Origin of the sequence: Salinivibrio sp. IB868, assembly GCF_001995655.1 — a bacterium.
In the GTDB taxonomy this organism is placed as follows: domain Bacteria; phylum Pseudomonadota; class Gammaproteobacteria; order Enterobacterales; family Vibrionaceae; genus Salinivibrio; species Salinivibrio siamensis.
This window is the reverse complement of sequence record NZ_MUEW01000002.1, coordinates 171,561-189,585: the sequence shown is the minus strand read 5'-3', so window position 1 is coordinate 189,585 and position 18,025 is coordinate 171,561. Positions and strand designations below refer to the sequence as shown.

Genomic DNA, 18,025 nt, shown 5'->3' with positions numbered 1-18,025 from the left:
GTGGTCAATGCGTCGCTAAGCGAAGTAAAGAAAAAGCGGGACACCATCAGGTGTCCCGCTTTTTATCATATAGATCACACTGACCCAGCCATGGTCAATGGTCTAGACGCTAGTCATCATCTCGGCTCGATAAACGACGCTGAAGCTGGTCGCGCAAGTTCGGCGGCGTGCCTTTAATGGTCAGCGTATCTGTCTCTGGATCATAAAACACACGCTCTCCTAACAGCATGGCGTCAAAGTTGACCGACAAACCGCCACCAGCTCCGACAAACTTGGTGAGCTTTCGCATCGTGGTTCTATCAGCCGGGAACTGCGCTTCAAGTTCATACCCTTGCTGGTTAGCGTACTGATAAAAGTCAGTGCCGTCAGGCGTCGCTGGCAGTTCACCGGCCAGCTCTTTCACCACCACTTCATCACCGGCTTTGAGCTGATCATTGCAATAATCAAACACTTGCTTACGGGTATTATGCTTTTCTTCCTTGTCGAGGCGGGCATCGTCGCAGTAGTCTTCTACCGCTTGCATCAGCACCTGATTTTGCTGCTTACTATCCATTCCCACTTCCGCTTGCAGAAAGTCGAGGAAGAAATCAGCGACTTTGCGCCCCACGCGGCCTTTGATAAAGGAAAGATAGCGATTTGATTCGGCATCTGTCTCCCACGTCGATAAGTCAATGCGCGCAGCGATATCCATCTTGCTCACATCGAGATACTCGGTGGCATTCACCTCCAGTTCATCAGTGACACGTAAACTGTGCTTCGACTCGAGCACGCCGATAAACAGATAGTCCGTCGCGAGCGCTCGGTAGTGCGCCATCACTAGGGTACCGTTGTCGGCAAAAGGGTATTTCGCTAATTCAGCGCGCAAGCGCTCCACCGCTTTTTCTGACAACGTTTGAAAGTCGAGCGTGTCGGCGCGATAGGCCTTTAACCACTGCTSGAAGTCACTCTCGGTGTCAAACAAAGCAAACCCTTTGCCTGCTTTTGCATGATAAACCCGATGAATGTCTCCCATCAGGTTTTCCGTCTGCTCGGTGAGCGGCAACGGGCCGTCTCGAAGGTGAACGTTAAGCGAATCATCATCTTGCTTAACGATTTGATGCAATATTACGTTAGAAAGCGTGAGGGTCATGATTGAAAAGATTTTCAGTAAGACTAAAGTGTGAGTTATTATACGCTGCTTTGGTTTTAAGAAGAAAAGACGAATTTATGCCTGTAACTTCAAAATATGACGACGAGCAAGTGGAACGTATTATCAGCGATGTTGTCAACGTGTTAGAACAACACGATGCCTCTACGGATTTATCGCTGATGGTGATCGGGAATGTCGCCACTAACATCCTTAATCACAATATTCCTGCCGCCCAACGCCAGGCATTTGCCGACAAGTTTGCCCAGGCATTAATGGCATCCATCGATAAGCAATAATGCAAAAGCAGCAGTCGCTAATAAGAGAAGAATAAATTTGTATGGTTGATAGCGGAACATCGTATCGTGACAAAGTATCCCAGCTAATCAGTTGGGGGCATTGGTTTAGCTTTTTTAACATCATTGCCGCTATGTTGCTGGGCACGCGCTACATCAGCCAATCAGGATGGCCTGAAACGCTATTAGGGCAAAGCTACTTGGTGTTCAACTGGGTTGGGCACTTTGGCTTTCTGGTGTTTGCGCTTTATATTCTGATTATTTTCCCGGCCAGTTTTCTTATCCCCTCCCAGCGGTTAATGCGGCTGTTTGCCGTACTGGTTGCCACCATTGGGATGATGGTGCTGCTGCTTGATATTTACGCTTACCAAACCCTGCACCTTCACCTTAACCCATTGGTGTGGGAGCTGCTGTTAAGTGGCGAAAAAACCGATATGAATGCGCATTGGCAGTATTTGTTTATTGCCGTGCCTGCTATTTTTATCTTAGAGCTGATTATTGCTGAATGGGTGTGGCGCAAACTGCGTAAACTGACGCGTAAACGTATCGGTATCCCCGTGGCTGCCGTCTTTGCGCTTTGCTTTATCTCTAGCCACCTTATCCATATTTGGGCGGATGCCTTCATATACAGCCCGGTCACCGCACAGCGCTCTACCTTCCCGGTCTCCTATCCGATGACCGCGAAAACCTTTATGGAAAAGTACGGCTTACTCGACAGGCAAGAGTATCAACGTTTGCGCGAACAACGTGGGCAGGAAACCAGCGAAGTGATCCGCTACCCTCTCAAACCACTTGCGTTCGCCCCGGATGCCAACAAGTATCAGAAAAACTTACTGATGGTGATGGTAGAGGGGCTGCGTGCGGACATGGTAAACCCGGTAACCATGCCTCACCTCCACCAGTTTGCCAATCAAAACCTGTGGTTTAAAAATCACTTTAGCAGCAGCAATGATGACATGGCGGGGTTGTTTGGCTTTTTCTACGGCTTGCCTGGCAGTTATGCGCAAAGTGCCCGTACCGAGGGACTGCGCCCCGTACTGATAGAAACACTCAAACAGCGAGACTATCAATGGGGATTGTTTAGTGGCGATCATTTTGCCAACCCCATTTATTATCAAAGCATTTTCAGCCAAGCGCTTGAACGCGACAGCCAATCGGATCAACCCGCTTGGCAGGCGGACGCCAACGCGGTTGCCTCGATGCGCAACTGGCTGGTGCACCGCGAAACCGACAAGCCATGGTTTGGTTACCTAGAACTGGCAACGGTGAATGAATACGAGCAAGGTGGGGACTACCCACAGCCTTTTCAGCCGGCGCTTGACAGTGCCATGGCAGGGGTCGATACCCAGACAAGCTTGGTACTAAAAAACAGTTATAATAACGCCGCACATTACGTTGACGAGCAGCTTGGCCGCTTGCTTGAGCACCTAGACCAGTCAGGGCAGCTGGACAACACCGTGGTGATGATCACCGCTAATCACGGAATGGAGTTTAACGAAACCGGACTCAACAGCTGGGGCTCAAACTCAAACTACAGCCGATATCAGTTACAAGTCCCTATGATTATGCATTGGCCCAACCAAGATGCGGAGCAAATTGCGCATTACAGCAGCCACCTAGACGTGGCCCCTACATTGATGGAGTCAATGCTATCGGTCAGCTCTCCGGCGGAGACGTATAGCAGTGGAACCAACTTGTTCGAGCTTAAAAACCGTCCACGCAAGTGGGTGCTTGCTGGCGATAGCCGAGATATCGTGGTGGTACAACCGCAAAAAACCACTGTGGTGGATAAGTTTGGCAACTATAAGGTGTTTGATAAGCACTACACCCCGCTGCCAGAGGGGAAACCGCAGTTGTCACTGCTGATGCAAGTGATGCATGAACTGAAACGCTTTTATTATCCCGAAGAGCCGTCGTCGTGATTGGCAAGGCGCAGAGGAAAACGTCACTTCGCCACGCTATGTTGACGCTTTAATAGCCAAACGGTTGAAAAACCGAAAAACAATCCCCCTTGGCAATTGACACCCACTAGGCCGATTCGTAATATAGCGCTTAGTCGGTCTGTAGCGCAGCCTGGTAGCGCACTGTCATGGGGTGTCAGGGGTCGCTGGTTCAAATCCAGTCAGACCGACCAATATTTAAGCCCACCGTTCATCGAACGGTGGGCTTTTTCGTACGCGGCCTTTTCGTACACGGCTTTTCTGTACACGTATGTATACTGTGCAGGCTATTTATCGGCTTGTCGCCCGATAAATGCCGCAACCACGGTATCTTCGCCTAGTTGACGAGAGAACACATAGGCACCCGCTTGGGGGATGGCTTGATGCTTGCCTGCACCAATCGCCGGATGATCTTGCCTAAACTGGCCCACTTTACGCCAATGGTTCAGCAAGTCAGCTTGCATCGCGTTGCGCTGCCATATCATGTCTGAACGAGTGCCTTGATGGAAATCGTCCCCGTAAGGGCCCAAGTCACGCCCGACTTCATCACCATAGAACACTTGTACCGCACCGGGCGCTAGCAACAATGCGTTGGCGGCACCACGCTGCATGCTGGCGTCTTTAAAGCGACTGAAAAAGAGCTCAGTATCATGGGAAGACATATAGCTTACCGGGATGAAATCCGCCTCTTTTGCCATGGTGTCTGCATACGCTTGATAAGTGTCTTGCATTTCACTCAGACAGTACGCTCCCTTGTCCATCTGCTTTTGCAAGTCGAAATTAATCAACGCATCAAAGCCTTGGTCAAAATAAGGACTACGATAAGCACGGTGGCCCCACACTTCTCCCATCATCCAGAACGGCTCTCCCGTTTTGCCATGCTGACGTCGCCAAGTCTCTAACGCCGCCGAAGCTTGCGATTTCAATGCTCGCCAAACTTCTCCATCGACATGCTTGACCGTATCCACCCGAAAACCATCAATACCGAAACGCTCTACCCATTGGGTTTGCCATTCAAGTAAGTAATCACTCACGGTATAGTTATCACGCGCTTCAACGCGGGTACCTGGATTGTTTAGCAGCCATTGCGGTGGCGTCACTGGCTGATCGGATTCCGTTTTAAAATCTGGTAGCCCGGCCAATGTCAGGGTTTTATCACTGCTACCGGGCTGATCATAACCCGGTAACCCCGCACGCACCCAGTCTTTGCCCCACCATTGGTGCCAGTGGGTGCTCTTGTAGTCAATGGCCTCATGAAAGTCATGCCAACTTTGCCCCTCATCGGGCTGCCAATCTTGCCATTTTTCTGGCAACTCAGCGTCATTGACGACGTTAATCCCATCTTGCTGTAAGTCCGCGAGCGTGGCATAACCTGGATGGTTGACCACAGCGTCTAGGAACACTTTTAGGCCGCGCTGATGCGCTTCATCCACGAGGGTTTTGAGCACGGCATCATCACCAAAGTTGTTGTCCACTTGAGTAAAATCACGTGACCAATAACCGTGGTAGGCATAAAAAGGAAAACTGCCCTGGCTACCACCGCCGACAAAGCCATGCACTTGCTCGACAATCGGGGATAGCCAGATCACATCTGTGCCGAGCGACTGGATATAATCCAGTTTATCAATCACGCCTTGCAAATCCCCACCATGAAAAGTGCCGATGTTCTGTGCATCATCTTGATGACGCCCATAACTGTGATCGTTGCTCGGATCGCCATTGTTAAACCTGTCTACCATCACAAAATAGATATTGGCATTCCGATAACTAAACGCAGAAGAAGGCGCGTCAACGGGGGCCAGCAGCACCAAGCCACCGCTGTTCGCTGCCGGCGTCAGCGTGACACTGTGATCCTTTACACGCACCACTTGGCCACTGAGTGTTTCTTTTAGCTGAGTACCTTCAGCAAAGCTATCGCCAAGCTGCAAAGTGACAGGTCCGCCTTGATACTGCTGGCATTGCACATCCGGCAAAGGCCGTTTAAAGGTGGAGGCCGTTTTTTTCGGCTCACGTTTTACGCTTAATGTGCGCGTATCCGCTTGATAATAAAACCCATAGTCACCGGCAAAACGAATGGTGAGATCAAAGGTGCTGGCCGTGCCGCACCCCAGCGGTATCGGCGTATTAAACTTGGCGCTCGAGGGTGTATTCGCTTGGCACTCGCCATCCACACCGTCCACCGTGATTTGGTAAGTGTTTTTTCCCAATGCAAAGACCGCCGGTGCGTCTGCGTTGAGTGGCTTATCGGCTTGTGTGGTTGAGGTGGTCACCGTGATATGGGGAGAGGCTGCGGCTGTCATTGACAGCGAAGCGGCTATCGCGATAGCGAGCCGCTGCCAAGTAAAAACAGGGGTCATGATCGTGCTCCTTGCGATTTTCTTTTAGGGTAAAAAAACCACAAGCGATTGACATCATTCCTGCTTCTGCGCCCTAAAACTGTGAGCAATGACCATCAAAGGATGAGCCAAGCCAGTTATCCCTTGCGCGCGTAATCGGCAACCGCATAGTGAGATATTAATCATTATCCACCCCCAAAAGCTCGCCAATATCGGCAGCAGGGGCTGGACGACGATATAAATAACCTTGCCCAAAGGTGCAGCCTAGCTCATGCAATATGGCTTGTTGATGTAGCGTTTCTATTCCTTCTGCCACCACGCCGATCCCGAGACTATCCGCCATCGCTATCATCGCTGACACAATCGCGACTTCTTCTTCGTCGGGGGACTGGCTTTGAATATCTTTGATAAAGTGACGGTCAATTTTTAGTTTCGAGATCGGATAACGTTTTAGGTACGCCATGGACGAGTAGCCCGTCCCAAAATCATCGATCGCTATCCCGACACCTTTCTCACGCAATTGTTCGAGAACACGCAGCGCATTGGCTTGGTTTTCGATCAAGGTGTTTTCCGTGATTTCCAGCTCTAAAAAGCGTGGATCGGCGCCGGTGCGTGCGATGGCTTCGGCTACCACTTGGGTGAAAGTGACATCCGCGAGGTTACGCGGTGAAATATTCACGGCCATGGAGATCGGCGCCCCCGCATCATGCCAAGCCTTTAGTTGGCGACAGCCGGTTTCCACCACCCATCGCGTGATATCATGAATGATTGAACGCTCTTCGGCGACCTCGATAAAATGAATGGGAGACAGCAAGCCGCGCTCAGGATGATGCCAGCGCAATAATGCCTCGACACCCACAATCTGCCCCGTCACCAGATCCACTTGCGGCTGGTAAAAGAGCTCCAGTTCTTCATTTTGCACACATTGGCGTAACTCCACCGCCAAACGTAGCTTGTGGTTGGCATCAATGGTCAACGCATCATCATAGAACGCATAGGTGTTGCGGCCCGATTTTTTGGCGTGATACATGGCCGAATCGGCGAATGTGAGGAGCTCTTCCGTACTCGACGTATCGTCTGGGTATCGCGCAATACCAATGCTTACCCCGATTTGCGCATCAATGCCGCCATCGAGGACAAACAAACGGTTCATGGCATGGATCACGTTTTCAGACAAGCGAATACACGCGGTGTCATCAGTGTGAATCAAACGAAGAATGACAAACTCATCGCCCCCCAAACGTGCCAAGGTATCACCTTCATCAAGCAAACCATGCAGGCGCTCACTGACCAACTTCAATAGTGCGTCGCCCACCGCATGGCCATGGCTGTCATTAACGAATTTAAACTGGTCGAGATCCAGAAACATCAAGGCTATCTGATTGCGCTGAACGGACTGCATGTTCATCGCTTGACGAACACGGGATGTTAGCAACAGACGATTCGGTAACCCAGTCAGCGCGTCATAATGGGCCAAATCAATCAACTTTTTCTCCGAGTCCTTAAGTTTAGTGATGTCAGAGAAGACACCAATATAGTTAACGACCTCCCCGCTATCGTCTTTCACTACGCTAATAGAAAGCAATTGGGGATATACCACGCCATCTTTACGTCGATTCCATATTTCGCCTTTCCAACGCCCTTCGTCGGCGATTTGTTGCCACATCTCACTGAAAAACGCGTGATCATGACGCCCTGAGTTCAAAATGGCTGGCGTGGCACCCAGCACTTCTTCCTCTTTATACCCAGTAATCGCGCTAAATCCGCCATTTACCGTGACAATCCTTCCCGCCGCATCGGTAATCAGCACCCCTTCACTGGACTGCTCAAATATTTTTGCATTCAGCATGAGCTTTCTCTCTACTTCAAGACGTTCTGACACATCATGAATGACAGAAAAAAGCAGCTTGGCATGGCCAATGGTGATCGGTGAAGAATGGACTTCCACTTGCCGCACCTCACCACTTTTAAGCCGATGCGAGAAGATAAAACAATTTTTCGCACGCTGTTGCGCCTGAGAAAGGCTTTCTTTAAGGGTAGTATCGGTTTGAGTATTGATATCACTGATCCGCATCGACGTCAGAGCAGCATGGTCATAGCCATAAAACTGCTGCGCGCTGTCATTGGCATCAAGAATGTCGCCCGTTTTCGCATCGAGGAGCATCATCACCGCGTCGTGACGTTTAAAAATGCTTCTGAAGCGGTAACTATCATCCACCACACGCCCTATTGATTGGGCAAAACTACGCCCCGCGTTGTAGCGGCCATACAGGCCACCCAGCCAAAAAAGCAAAATAATCGTACCGACAACCCATACCGTGGGGTGAGGATGCAGCCCTTTCCATCCCGATTGCGGCACCCCCAGTAAACGCCAATCCCCCGAAGGCAAATTGACCGTGACCGTCTCAGGCGACTGGCTTAGTACCGACGTGTCACCATAAACCGTGGTAAATACCTGGTCAGATTCGCGTTTTTCCTGTAATACCGCGCGGACAGGATAGTTTTCTCCTTGCTTAAAACTGGCGGAGAACAAACCATCGATATCTAATACCGTGGATAACACCCCCCAAGGCAGACCGGTGTTTTGGTTGACTATTGACTGCCTGGCAATCAACGCCGTCCCACCTTGTATGAGCTCAACAGGGCCCGAAATGACAGGCTGTCTCGACCCATAAGCCGCGCGAACACTCTCTAATTGCTCGGGAATATCATGATAATGAGTGCCCAATAAGGAGGACTCTAACGTGTTAGGGTAGACGTGGCTGATCACCCAGTTTCGCGCCGCGCCAAAATTAAGAATATAGGGGGTTTTGTCTTTGAGCTGGCCCGCAAATCGGGAAAAATCCTTTTGGTCCAAATCAGGGTTAAGGCTGATGTAAGTAGCAAGTCCGTGACTTAAATCCAAATTCTGTGTCACTTTCAGCTCAATACGCGAGCGATAAGCCAGCAGCGCCCGTTGCACCTCTTTCACTTCTTGGTCATGCGCTTGTTGGTAGAGCCAAAACTCCACTGAGGCCACTGAGAAAGCAAAGACCAAAATGGAAATAAGCACATTATAAACAAACCCCACTCGCGCGGAGCGGCGTGCAACTTTATCAAGCGCTGAGGGAACAGCTTGCTGCATGACGTGATATAACCTTATTTCGCGCGGCTAGCGGAGCGAAAAATAACCAAATTTCAGATGTAGCACGTGATTATAAAGGGCGTGAATAGTTTCGCCAGTATTACTATTAGGTTTCACAACATTGCGCATAAACAGTATGCTTGATGGGGCTTTTCTATCAAGCGGTTACGCCTCTCACTTAACGTAACCACACCAACGCCGATGGCAAACAAGGAGTGTGCATGGCAATCACCATCGAGTACGGCGTACTATTGGTCAGCTTAGGACTGATCGCAGGGATTATTAATACGCTGGCGGGCGGCGGCTCGAACTTAACCTTACCCGCGTTGATGGTGATGGGCATGCCGGCTGATGTCGCTAACGCCACCAATCGTGTAGCGGTTTGGTTACAGTGTGTATCTGGCATGTCAGGCTTTCGCCAACACAATAAGCTAGAGACACAAGACATTATCCCCGTTTTGATCCCCAATTTACTCGGTGGCCTTTGCGGTGCATTAGCCGCCGCTTGGCTCCCGACCAGCTGGGTGAAACCCTTGTTGCTTGGTACCTTACTGACCATGACGCTGGTGATGCTGATTAAACCTGCGACCTTTGGCCCCCCAGAGGGAACACCGACAAAACGCGTGAAAGATACGCCCATGGCTTGGTTGGGTCTCTTACTGGCTGGCTTCTATGGCGGCTTCGTGCAAGCCGGGGTAGGATTTGTACTACTGGCAGCGCTGTGCGGCACACTGCACTACGACTTAGTGCGTGGCAATGCGCTCAAGCTGGCCTGTACGCTCGCTTTTACGACGTTATCCTTAGTGGTTTTTATTGCCGATGACCTGGTACGCTGGGTTCCCGGATTAATATTGGCATTGGGCGCCATGCTAGGGGCACGGGTTGCGGTACGCTTTGCCATTTCCGCCAACCCCAAGGTGCTAAAAATCTTCTTATTTGTGATGACCTTGATCGGCTGCATCGCCGCCTATGCGTTCTAACGCCCGGCCTGTGTGTCAGGTGGCCGCATGACCAGGCGCGACACTTGCTCACCGGCTACGCAATATGCCGCTGCATGAGGCTATCTCGTGGCTTTGCGTGTGCGTTTTGTGGCACGCGTTGATGTCGCCGTTGACTTTTGATTAGCAGCCGGCTTTGCTTTCGTTGTTCGCTTTCGGTAGCCGGACGCACGCCGCCCTTTACGCGTGAAAGATTTAGAGGGGGCGGCAGGCAAGTCGCTTAACGAGGCCGGCGGTGGCGATGTTTTCACGGTTTCAATTAAGCCTGTCACTTGTGCCGTTAATCCTTGCATAAAAGGATGATATCCACACTGACGATCCGCCATATCTTGCAGTTGCCGCTCCCAATCCGCCGTCATATCCGGATATGTGGCACTGTCTGGCAGTGCGGCGATAAGCCCTTTACCACTGGCGCTGGCGTGTAACGTTTTTCCTTGCCGCGTTAATAACCCACGTTTCACCAATAACTCAATGATACCCGCACGGGTTGCTTCGGTGCCTAAGCCGTCAGTCTCACGCAATATCTCTTTCAGGGCTTTGTTTCGTACATAGCGACCAATGCCTGTCATCGCTTGCAGCAGGGTCGATTCCGTAAACGCCGCAGGCGGCTCTGTCATGCAATCTTTAATCTCACCGCGTTCACAGCGTTCTTGATCGCCTTTATTCATCAGCGGCAAGGGGGCGGCGTCACTGTCAGCCGTTTGTCGAGTCGGCAACAAAGCACGCCAGCCTGCTAACGTTAGCACCTTCCCTTTGGCGATAAAACAGCCGCCTGCGATATCAAATATGAGCTTGCCTTCCGCGTATTCGGCAGCAGGGTAAAACTGCATCACGTATTGGCGTGCGATGAGCTGATAAATCTTTGCTTCATCGGCTGACAAGCTTGTCGGCGCGACTTTCGCCGTGGGGATAATCGCATGATGAGCGCCTACTTTACTGTCGTTCCATGCCTTACCTTTACGCTGAGCATCAGCCTCATCACATGCCTGGCTAAGCGCCTCACAGCCTTGCTTAATGGCACCGAGTATCTTATTTGCCTCGGCGAAGTGGCCTTTGGGCAAATAACGACAGTCTGAGCGAGGATAAGTGATCAGTTTGTGGCGTTCGTAAAGCTGTTGGCACACATCCAGTGCTTTTTGCGCACTAAAACCAAACCGCTTTGAAGCGTCAATTTGTAATGCCGACAAATTGTACGGTAACGGCGCGGCCTGTTTGCGTTGTTGACGCTCCGCTTCAGTGACGGTCGCGGTTTGTCCTGCGATGCGTTGTGCGACATTTTCTGCCAAGGGACGAGACAGGACGCGTCCCTGTTCATCTTGCCACTTTGCACATGCCTCACTGGGCTGCCAACGTGCCCGTATCTCTCCCTCTGGATGAGCAATGATCGCATCCAGTTGAAAAAATGGGTGTGGCACAAAGCTGTCTATCGCCTGATCACGGCGCACCACCAGCCCTAACACTGGCGTTTGCACACGTCCGACTGATAACACGCCTTGGTAGCCGGCCTGTTTCCCTAACAAGGTATAAGCGCGAGACAAATTCATCCCATACAACCAGTCGGCCCGTGAGCGCGCTAAGGCAGATACGGACAGTGGCATGTAGGCTTTGTTATCTTGCAGTTGCGCGAGGGCTTTCTTCACCGCAGAAAGGTTTAAGTCACTGATTAAAAGGCGCTTAATGTTAGCTTTTTTGTTGGCACTGACCTTGGCGTAGTCAATCACTTCATCAACCAACAACTGTCCCTCTCGATCGGGATCACCCGCGTGCACCAGTTGGTCAAACTGCTTGATCAGCTTTTTAACAATAGCCAGTTGCACCGCGGCGGCTTGACGAGGACGGAGCTGCCATTTTTCAGGCACAATAGGCAGATCAGCCAGATCCCACTTTTTATAGCGGCTGTCATACGCATCCGGCTCAACCTGCTCCAGTAAATGGCCGATACACCAGGTCACCACGTCGCCTTGAGCGGTCTCGATGTAACCTTTGTGATTTTTGTGCGGTTTGGGTAATCCAGCCGCAATTGCGCGTCCGAGACTGGGTTTTTCCGCTATAAACAATCGTGCCATGACAAAGCCTTTTTAACCGTCGCTGAGCGCATGGTATGCAAAGGCCGATCAGGGCGCAATAAAAAACCTGTACATATGCACAGGTTTTTCGAGTTGAGCGCGATGGGTATGCACTCAGAGATAAGTGACATACTTGCTGGCATCGCGCTTTGGGGCATTGGCTGGGGCGCAATCCGGCGTCCCTAAGTATAAAAAGCCCACAATCTGATCGTCACCTTCTACCGACAGCGCGTCGCGCACAGCAGGATGATAAGCAAAGGCGCCAGTGCGCCAAAACCCTTGAAAGCCCTGCGCGACAGCGGCCATTTGCATCGCTTGCGTGGCACATCCCGCCGAGATATGTTGCTCAATGGTAGGAACTTTATCGTGCGGACGCGTACGGGCAATCACTGCGACCACCATAGGCGCTCGAAACGGGGCGTTACGCGCTTTCTCAATCGCCGCCTCATCCGCGCCATTGGTTTGTGCGGCGTCGGCAAGAATGGTGGAAAGCCGGGTGAGCCCCTCACCTTCACAGATCACAAATTGCCATGGCGTCAACGCGCCGTGGTCAGGGGCGCGCAGTCCTGCTTGAATGATGTTTTCAAGCACGTCACCGCTCGGTGCAGGCGCGGCAAGACGCGGTATCGAGCGACGCTGTAAGAGCATTTCAAGTGCGTCCATGATTCATCCTTTTTGCCGTTAAACGGCCATGTATAACTCGGTTACAATAGATTAACACAGCCGTGAACAGATAAAATCGTGCAATGTGTATGGATTTAGAGTGCCAACGCCGTTTCAATCCCTTGGCGAATCGCGCGTTTCGCGTCCAATTCGCCCGCATGCTCTGCGCCGCCAATCAAATGGTAAGACACCTTCGCCTCATCCAACTGCTCAGCGAGCTGGTTAACGGACTCTTGCCCTGCACACAAGATGATCTCAGTGGCAGGAATCAAGTGCGCCTCATCTTTGATACTGACGTGCAGCCCCTCATCATCAATTTTGTGATAGGTCACCCCTCCTACAAGATTCACACCCCGTTTTTGCAAAGTTTTACGATGGATCCAGCCAGTGGTTTTGCCCGGCCCTTTGCCAACACGTCCCTCGCGGCGCTGTAGCACCCACACCTGCTTATCGCTATGGGTATCATGGCCAGGATACAAGCCGCCTTCGTGGCTTATGGTTTTATCAATGCCCCACTCTTTAAGCCAATCATCCAAGCTTTGATCGCTGGGCTCGGTGATCATGGTGGCAACATCGACCCCAATGCCTCCCGCACCAATGATGGCAACATGGCTGCCAAGGGCTGGCTTCTCGCGAATAAACGTTTGGTAATCAATCACTTTTGGATGGTCGATACCTTCAATCGCGGGGCGACGCGGTTTGACGCCTGTTGCGATAACAATGTCGTCGAATTCGCGCAAGGCGTCGACATCCACAGACTGATTGAGTGTCACCGTCACCCCCGCTTTTTCTAGCCTTCGAAGGTAATAGCGAATGGTTTCTTTAAACTCTTCTTTTCCTGGAATGGCCATCGCCAAATTAAATTGCCCGCCTAGACGATCCGACTTTTCGAATAAGGTCACGTCATGACCCCGCTCAGCCGCTTCGGTGGCACAGCTAATCCCTGCCATGCCTCCCCCAATCACCGCTACTCGTTTCACTTGTCGAACAGGCGTCGCCACCAGTTCCGTTTCGTAACAGGCTTTCGGGTTCACCAGGCAGCTTGCCCGTTTTCCTTTGAACACGTGATCTAAGCAGGCTTGGTTACAAGCAATACACGTATTGATGTCATCCGGCTGTCCCGCCTTAGCTTTGGCAACAAACTCCGCATCGGCCAAAAATGGCCGAGCCATCGATACCATGTCCGCCTGCCCGCTCGCCAAAATCGATTCGGCGACCTCCGGTGTATTAATGCGGTTACAAGTGACCAGGGGCACCGACACTTCACCTTTAAGTTTTTCGGTCACCCAGCTAAACGCACCACGTGGTACCTGGGTGGCAATGGTGGGCACGCGCGCTTCATGCCAACCGATCCCCGTATTGATAATGGTCACCCCCGCTTGTTCAAGGCCTTTGGCTAAGGCAACCACATCCTCGAAGGTATTGCCTTGCTCGACCAAGTCCAGCATCGATAGGCGGAATATCACGATAAAGTCGTCGCCAGCAGCCTGACGGACCGCACGCATCACTTCAACGGCAAAGCGCATTCGATTTTCAACCGCCCCGCCCCACTGGTCATACCGACGATTAGCGCGGTGACAGAAAAATTGGTTAATGAGGTATCCTTCCGATCCCATGATCTCGACGCCATCATAGCCCGCTTCTCGGGCGAGCGCGGCACTGCGACCAAAGGCTTTAATCGTGCGCCAAATCGCCCGCTCACTCATTTCAAACGGGGTGAATTTACTGATAGGCGCGCGAATGGCTGACGCACTTTGCGCGAAAGGATGAAAGGCATAACGCCCCGCATGCAGAAGCTGAAGCGCAATTTTCCCGCCATTGGCATGGACCGCTTCAGTGATGGCACGGTGTGCACGTGCCGCGCGTCCGGAGCTAAATTGCGCGCTAAATGGGGTCAAGCGACCGCGAAAATTGGGCGAGAAGCCACCTGTGACAATCAACCCTACATCGCCTTTCGCACGCTCGGCGTAGAAGGCCGCTAGCTTTTTAAAACCATCGTTTGCTTCTTCAAGCCCAGTATGCATAGAGCCCATTAGGACCCGATTTTTTAGGGTGGTAAACCCAAGGTCGAGTGGGGCTAGCATGTGGGGATAAGGGTGCTGTTCCATTGCTTGCTCACTTATTGTTTGTGGTCTGACCAGACTATAGCGCTGACAGATACGTGATTTCAAACATTCGTTTACAAGTTAGCAACATGGTGTCGCGATTTATGATCTAGGTAGGACTTTCACCCAGTATTAGCGTATATCGACAATCGCTAGCACCTATCGCTCTTGGCTCTGATCAGCTAGGATATCAGCGACATGCACCGATGGACTCAAGTATGAAAAAACTGTTCCGCTTTATTGCATCCCTTTTTAAATGGCTGTGGCGTGCGCTCAGTTTCGCGCGGCAGCTTTTGTTAAACGTCCTTTTCATAGGCGTGATTGTTGCCATCTACTTTGCGCTCACCTCAGAAACACCCCTAACGCCCAAAAAAGAGGCAGAGTCCGTGAAGGTGGCACAGTCTGATCCCGAGCCACGCGCGCTTTTGCTGAATATTGATGGCCCGATTGTTGAACAGCGTCAACGGCTTAGCCCAATTGATACGCTGTCGCGCAACGCGCTCGGCCAGCCGGTTGAAAGTGAAAATGTGTTGTTTGACATTGTCGACACCATACGTCATGCCGCCACCGACGAGCAGATCAATGGGATTGTACTCAGCCTAGGCGACATGCCGTCCACCAGCTTGACCAAGCTGAGGTATATCGCCAAAGCCATCAATACGTTTAAAGAGAGTGGCAAACCCGTGATTGCCATCGGCGGCACCTATAGCCAAAGCCAGTACTATTTGGCCAGCTATGCCGATGAAGTGTTGATGTCACCTGATGGCATGGTGATGCTGCAAGGCTATGGCAGCTACAACCTTTACTGGAAGGACTTACTCGATAAATTGGATGTCTCTACCCATGTGTTCCGTGTGGGGACGTATAAATCGTTTGTTGAGCCTTACACGCGCAACAACATGTCTGATCCCGCCCGCGAGGCGAATCAAGCCTGGCTATCTCAGCTGTGGGATGCTTATGTGCGCGATGTCGCTGAGAACCGCGGTATCCAAGCCGATATGCTGTCTCCCAGCGCTGAGCAACTCCTCACGCGATTACGCCGTTTCGAAGGTGACTTCGCCGCATTATCTAAAGACGTGGGAATCGTTGATAAGTTAATGACACGCCAGCAAATCCGTCGCTATCTCGCCGAGACGTTCGGGAGCGATGGCAAAGACAGCTTTGAATACACAGGTTATTACGATTACCTGCCGAAGATACAAAATGGGTTTAGCTTGCCAGGCAACAATAACATTGCCGTCGTCGTCGCCAGCGGCCCCATCATGGACGGGCAACAACGCCCGGGTACGGTGGGGGGGGATACCACCGCAGCCTTGCTTCGCGATGCGCGCCTAGACAACAGTGTTAAAGCCGTGGTGCTACGTGTTGATAGCCCGGGAGGCAGCGCTTTCGCCTCTGAAGTCATTCGTAATGAGGTGGATGCATTGCGTGAGGCAGGCAAACCCGTGGTGGTTTCCATGTCAAGCGTCGCCGCCTCCGGTGGATATTGGCTATCGGCCAGTGCCGACCAAATCATTGCCCAACCGACGACGATCACTGGTTCAATTGGTATTTTTAGCCTATTCACCACCTTTGAGAACACGCTAGATGATTTGGGTATCCAGTCGGATGGTGTGGGCACCACCCCGTTTGCCGGAGTGGGGCTGACTCGCGCGCTCCCTGATGAGGTAGGAGAAATCATGCAACTCGGCATCGAGCACGGCTATCACCGCTTCCTCTCCGTTGTCAGTAACCACCGTAACATGTCGATGGAACAAGCCGATCAGGTCGCGCAAGGCCGCGTCTGGACGGGACAAGACGCATTGAACCTCGGCCTAGTGGATAAGTTAGGTGACTTTGACGATGCGGTATCAACCGCTGCCGAACTCGCTGGCATTGAGAGCTACCAGCTCGATTGGATGCAGCAGCCACTCACACCCTTCGAGCAGTTTATTAATGACATGCTCGGACAAAGTGCGAGTGTGCTTGGCAAGACGGTCCAGGCGAACATGCCATCGATAGCGCAACAACTGGCGTCGTCACCACAGTGGCAGTCATTGACCTTGTTGGAAAAATTTAACGACCCGCAAGGGCGTTACTTATTCTGCTTGAACTGTCAGTATCAATAAAATCGACTAGCCCTGACCATACAGTCAGGGCTTTTTCCTGTTTTTCTTCTATTCTGTGTGCCGCTCGGTGTTATCGATGTAATCGTTACATGTATACTGTGCCCACGCTCATTTAATGCAGATTTGACATGATGGAACGTAAACACATTTATATCGCTTACACAGGTGGCACGATCGGTATGCAAAAATCCGATCATGGGTATGTCCCTGTGTCAGGTTTTCTTCAACAACAATTGGAGAAAATGCCCGAATTCCATCGTCCAGAAATGCCGCTTTTTACTATTCATGAGTACGAACCACTCATTGATTCATCGGATATGACGCCAACGGATTGGCAACGGATTGCGGACGATATTGGCGAGAATTATCATCAGTACGATGGCTTTGTGATCTTACATGGTACCGACACCATGGCTTACACCGCGTCAGCCCTGTCGTTCATGCTTGAAAACCTAGAAAAGCCAGTGATCGTGACCGGCTCGCAAATTCCGATCGCAGAGTTACGCTCAGACGGGCAAGCCAATCTATTAAATGCACTTCATATTGCGGCCAATTATCCGGTCAATGAAGTGACCTTGTTTTTCAATAACCAGTTATTACGTGGCAATCGCAGTACCAAGTCCCATGCCGATGGCTTTAATGCCTTTACCTCGCCCAACCTACCCGCGCTGCTTGAAGCCGGCATTCATATCGAGGTAAAAGCAGATAAGCTTAACCAGCCATCCGTCGGCCCGTTTAAAGTGCATACCATCAATGAGCAACCGGTTGCGGTGATCATGATGTACCCCGGTATCTCTCCCGATGTGGTGAAAAACGCACTCAAGCAGCCGGTCAATGCCATGATTTTGTTAACCTTTGGGGTGGGCAATGCGCCCCAGCAGCCCGAACTACTGGACTTGCTCAAACAAGCCACCGATCGTGGCGTCTTGGTGCTTAACTTGACCCAGTGTTTGGCGGGACGCGTGAATATGGGCGGTTATGCCACAGGCTGTGCATTGGCTGACGCTGGCGTATTGAGCGGCTACGACATGACGCCAGAAGCGGCGTTGGCTAAGCTTCATTTCCTGCTTAGTCAGTCCTTGCCGTTTGAGACCCTACGTACCTTGGTACAAAAAGATCTCCGCGGTGAACTCAGCTATTACTGATGCGTTGCTATCCAAGCAAATCACTCAGTGTGTGACGCCGGCAAGGTTGCCGGCGTTTTTATTTGCTAACGTATAGACAGAGCCAATCATTTTATATTGGTTGCCACTCAAAGGAGCG

General features: G+C 51.4%; 11 protein-coding genes and 1 tRNA gene. 6 read left to right on the top strand and 6 right to left on the bottom strand.

The genetic code is table 11. The features are described 5' to 3' along the window. Positions 1-109: 109 nt before the first annotated feature. Positions 110-1,129: a nucleoid-associated protein YejK gene (gene yejK / locus BZG20_RS02900; protein ID WP_077578070.1), complete on the bottom strand. Its 1,020-nt coding sequence runs from the start codon at positions 1,127-1,129 to the stop codon at positions 110-112. A gap of 77 nt (positions 1,130-1,206) precedes the next feature. Between yejK and BZG20_RS02895 the strand changes: the two genes are divergently transcribed. The 3 genes from BZG20_RS02895 to BZG20_RS02885 all read left to right on the top strand — a co-directional run bounded on the left by BZG20_RS02895 (position 1,207) and on the right by BZG20_RS02885 (position 3,556). Then, positions 1,207-1,425, top strand: a complete 219-nt coding sequence (locus BZG20_RS02895) for a YejL family protein (RefSeq protein ID WP_046075299.1) — start codon at positions 1,207-1,209, stop codon at positions 1,423-1,425. A 41-nt stretch (positions 1,426-1,466) separates the two neighbouring features. After that, complete coding sequence (locus tag BZG20_RS02890; protein ID WP_077578069.1) at positions 1,467-3,344, top strand: DUF3413 domain-containing protein; 1,878 nt, start codon at positions 1,467-1,469, stop codon at positions 3,342-3,344. A gap of 135 nt (positions 3,345-3,479) precedes the next feature. Continuing rightward, a tRNA-Pro gene (locus tag BZG20_RS02885) sits at positions 3,480-3,556 on the top strand. A 93-nt stretch (positions 3,557-3,649) separates the two neighbouring features. Here BZG20_RS02885 and BZG20_RS02880 read toward each other — a convergent pair. Together BZG20_RS02880 and BZG20_RS02875 are read right to left on the bottom strand one after the other, a co-directional pair. Beyond that, positions 3,650-5,719, bottom strand: a complete 2,070-nt coding sequence (locus BZG20_RS02880) for an alpha-amylase (RefSeq protein ID WP_077578068.1) — start codon at positions 5,717-5,719, stop codon at positions 3,650-3,652. A 157-nt stretch (positions 5,720-5,876) separates the two neighbouring features. Next, positions 5,877-8,822: an EAL domain-containing protein gene (locus BZG20_RS02875; RefSeq protein ID WP_077578067.1), complete on the bottom strand. Its 2,946-nt coding sequence runs from the start codon at positions 8,820-8,822 to the stop codon at positions 5,877-5,879. 221 nt (positions 8,823-9,043) lie between these two features. Between BZG20_RS02875 and BZG20_RS02870 the strand changes: the two genes are divergently transcribed. Beyond that, the gene (locus BZG20_RS02870; RefSeq protein ID WP_077578066.1) at positions 9,044-9,802 is read left to right on the top strand and encodes a sulfite exporter TauE/SafE family protein; all 759 of its coding nucleotides are present in this window, start codon (positions 9,044-9,046) and stop codon (positions 9,800-9,802) included. Between the two features lie 80 nt (positions 9,803-9,882). On the opposite strand, the gene BZG20_RS02865 is transcribed toward BZG20_RS02870, so the two are convergent. The 3 genes from BZG20_RS02865 to BZG20_RS02855 form a co-directional block, all read right to left on the bottom strand. Continuing rightward, a complete protein-coding gene (locus BZG20_RS02865; RefSeq protein ID WP_077578065.1) occupies positions 9,883-11,886 on the bottom strand; it encodes a DNA topoisomerase III in 2,004 nt (667 codons plus the stop codon). 114 nt (positions 11,887-12,000) lie between these two features. Further along, complete coding sequence (locus tag BZG20_RS02860) at positions 12,001-12,549, bottom strand: NAD(P)H nitroreductase (protein WP_046075294.1); 549 nt, start codon at positions 12,547-12,549, stop codon at positions 12,001-12,003. A gap of 95 nt (positions 12,550-12,644) precedes the next feature. After that, positions 12,645-14,657, bottom strand: coding sequence for an NADPH-dependent 2,4-dienoyl-CoA reductase (locus BZG20_RS02855; RefSeq protein ID WP_077578064.1), 2,013 nt, complete (start codon positions 14,655-14,657; stop codon positions 12,645-12,647). Between the two features lie 215 nt (positions 14,658-14,872). On the opposite strand from BZG20_RS02855, the gene sppA reads away from it, so the two are divergent. Then, the gene (gene sppA, locus BZG20_RS02850) at positions 14,873-16,762 is read left to right on the top strand and encodes a signal peptide peptidase SppA (RefSeq protein WP_077578063.1); all 1,890 of its coding nucleotides are present in this window, start codon (positions 14,873-14,875) and stop codon (positions 16,760-16,762) included. Positions 16,763-16,893: 131 nt separating this feature from the next. Beyond that, the gene (gene ansA / locus BZG20_RS02845) at positions 16,894-17,907 is read left to right on the top strand and encodes an asparaginase (protein ID WP_077578149.1); all 1,014 of its coding nucleotides are present in this window, start codon (positions 16,894-16,896) and stop codon (positions 17,905-17,907) included. Positions 17,908-18,025 lie beyond the last annotated feature (118 nt).

Bases quoted from the DNA above. Each gene is read 5' to 3' on its own strand.
- BZG20_RS02890 (WP_077578069.1), top strand. From the start codon at position 1,467: ATGGTTGATAGCGGAACATCGTATCGTGACAAAGTATCCCAGCTAATC.
- sppA (WP_077578063.1), top strand. From the start codon at position 14,873: ATGAAAAAACTGTTCCGCTTTATTGCATCCCTTTTTAAATGGCTGTGG.
- BZG20_RS02865 (WP_077578065.1), bottom strand. From the start codon at position 11,886: ATGGCACGATTGTTTATAGCGGAAAAACCCAGTCTCGGACGCGCAATT.
- BZG20_RS02870 (WP_077578066.1), top strand. From the start codon at position 9,044: ATGGCAATCACCATCGAGTACGGCGTACTATTGGTCAGCTTAGGACTG.
- BZG20_RS02895 (WP_046075299.1), top strand. From the start codon at position 1,207: ATGCCTGTAACTTCAAAATATGACGACGAGCAAGTGGAACGTATTATC.
- BZG20_RS02855 (WP_077578064.1), bottom strand. From the start codon at position 14,657: ATGGAACAGCACCCTTATCCCCACATGCTAGCCCCACTCGACCTTGGG.
- BZG20_RS02860 (WP_046075294.1), bottom strand. From the start codon at position 12,549: ATGGACGCACTTGAAATGCTCTTACAGCGTCGCTCGATACCGCGTCTT.
- ansA (WP_077578149.1), top strand. From the start codon at position 16,894: ATGGAACGTAAACACATTTATATCGCTTACACAGGTGGCACGATCGGT.
- BZG20_RS02875 (WP_077578067.1), bottom strand. From the start codon at position 8,822: ATGCAGCAAGCTGTTCCCTCAGCGCTTGATAAAGTTGCACGCCGCTCC.
- BZG20_RS02880 (WP_077578068.1), bottom strand. From the start codon at position 5,719: ATGACCCCTGTTTTTACTTGGCAGCGGCTCGCTATCGCGATAGCCGCT.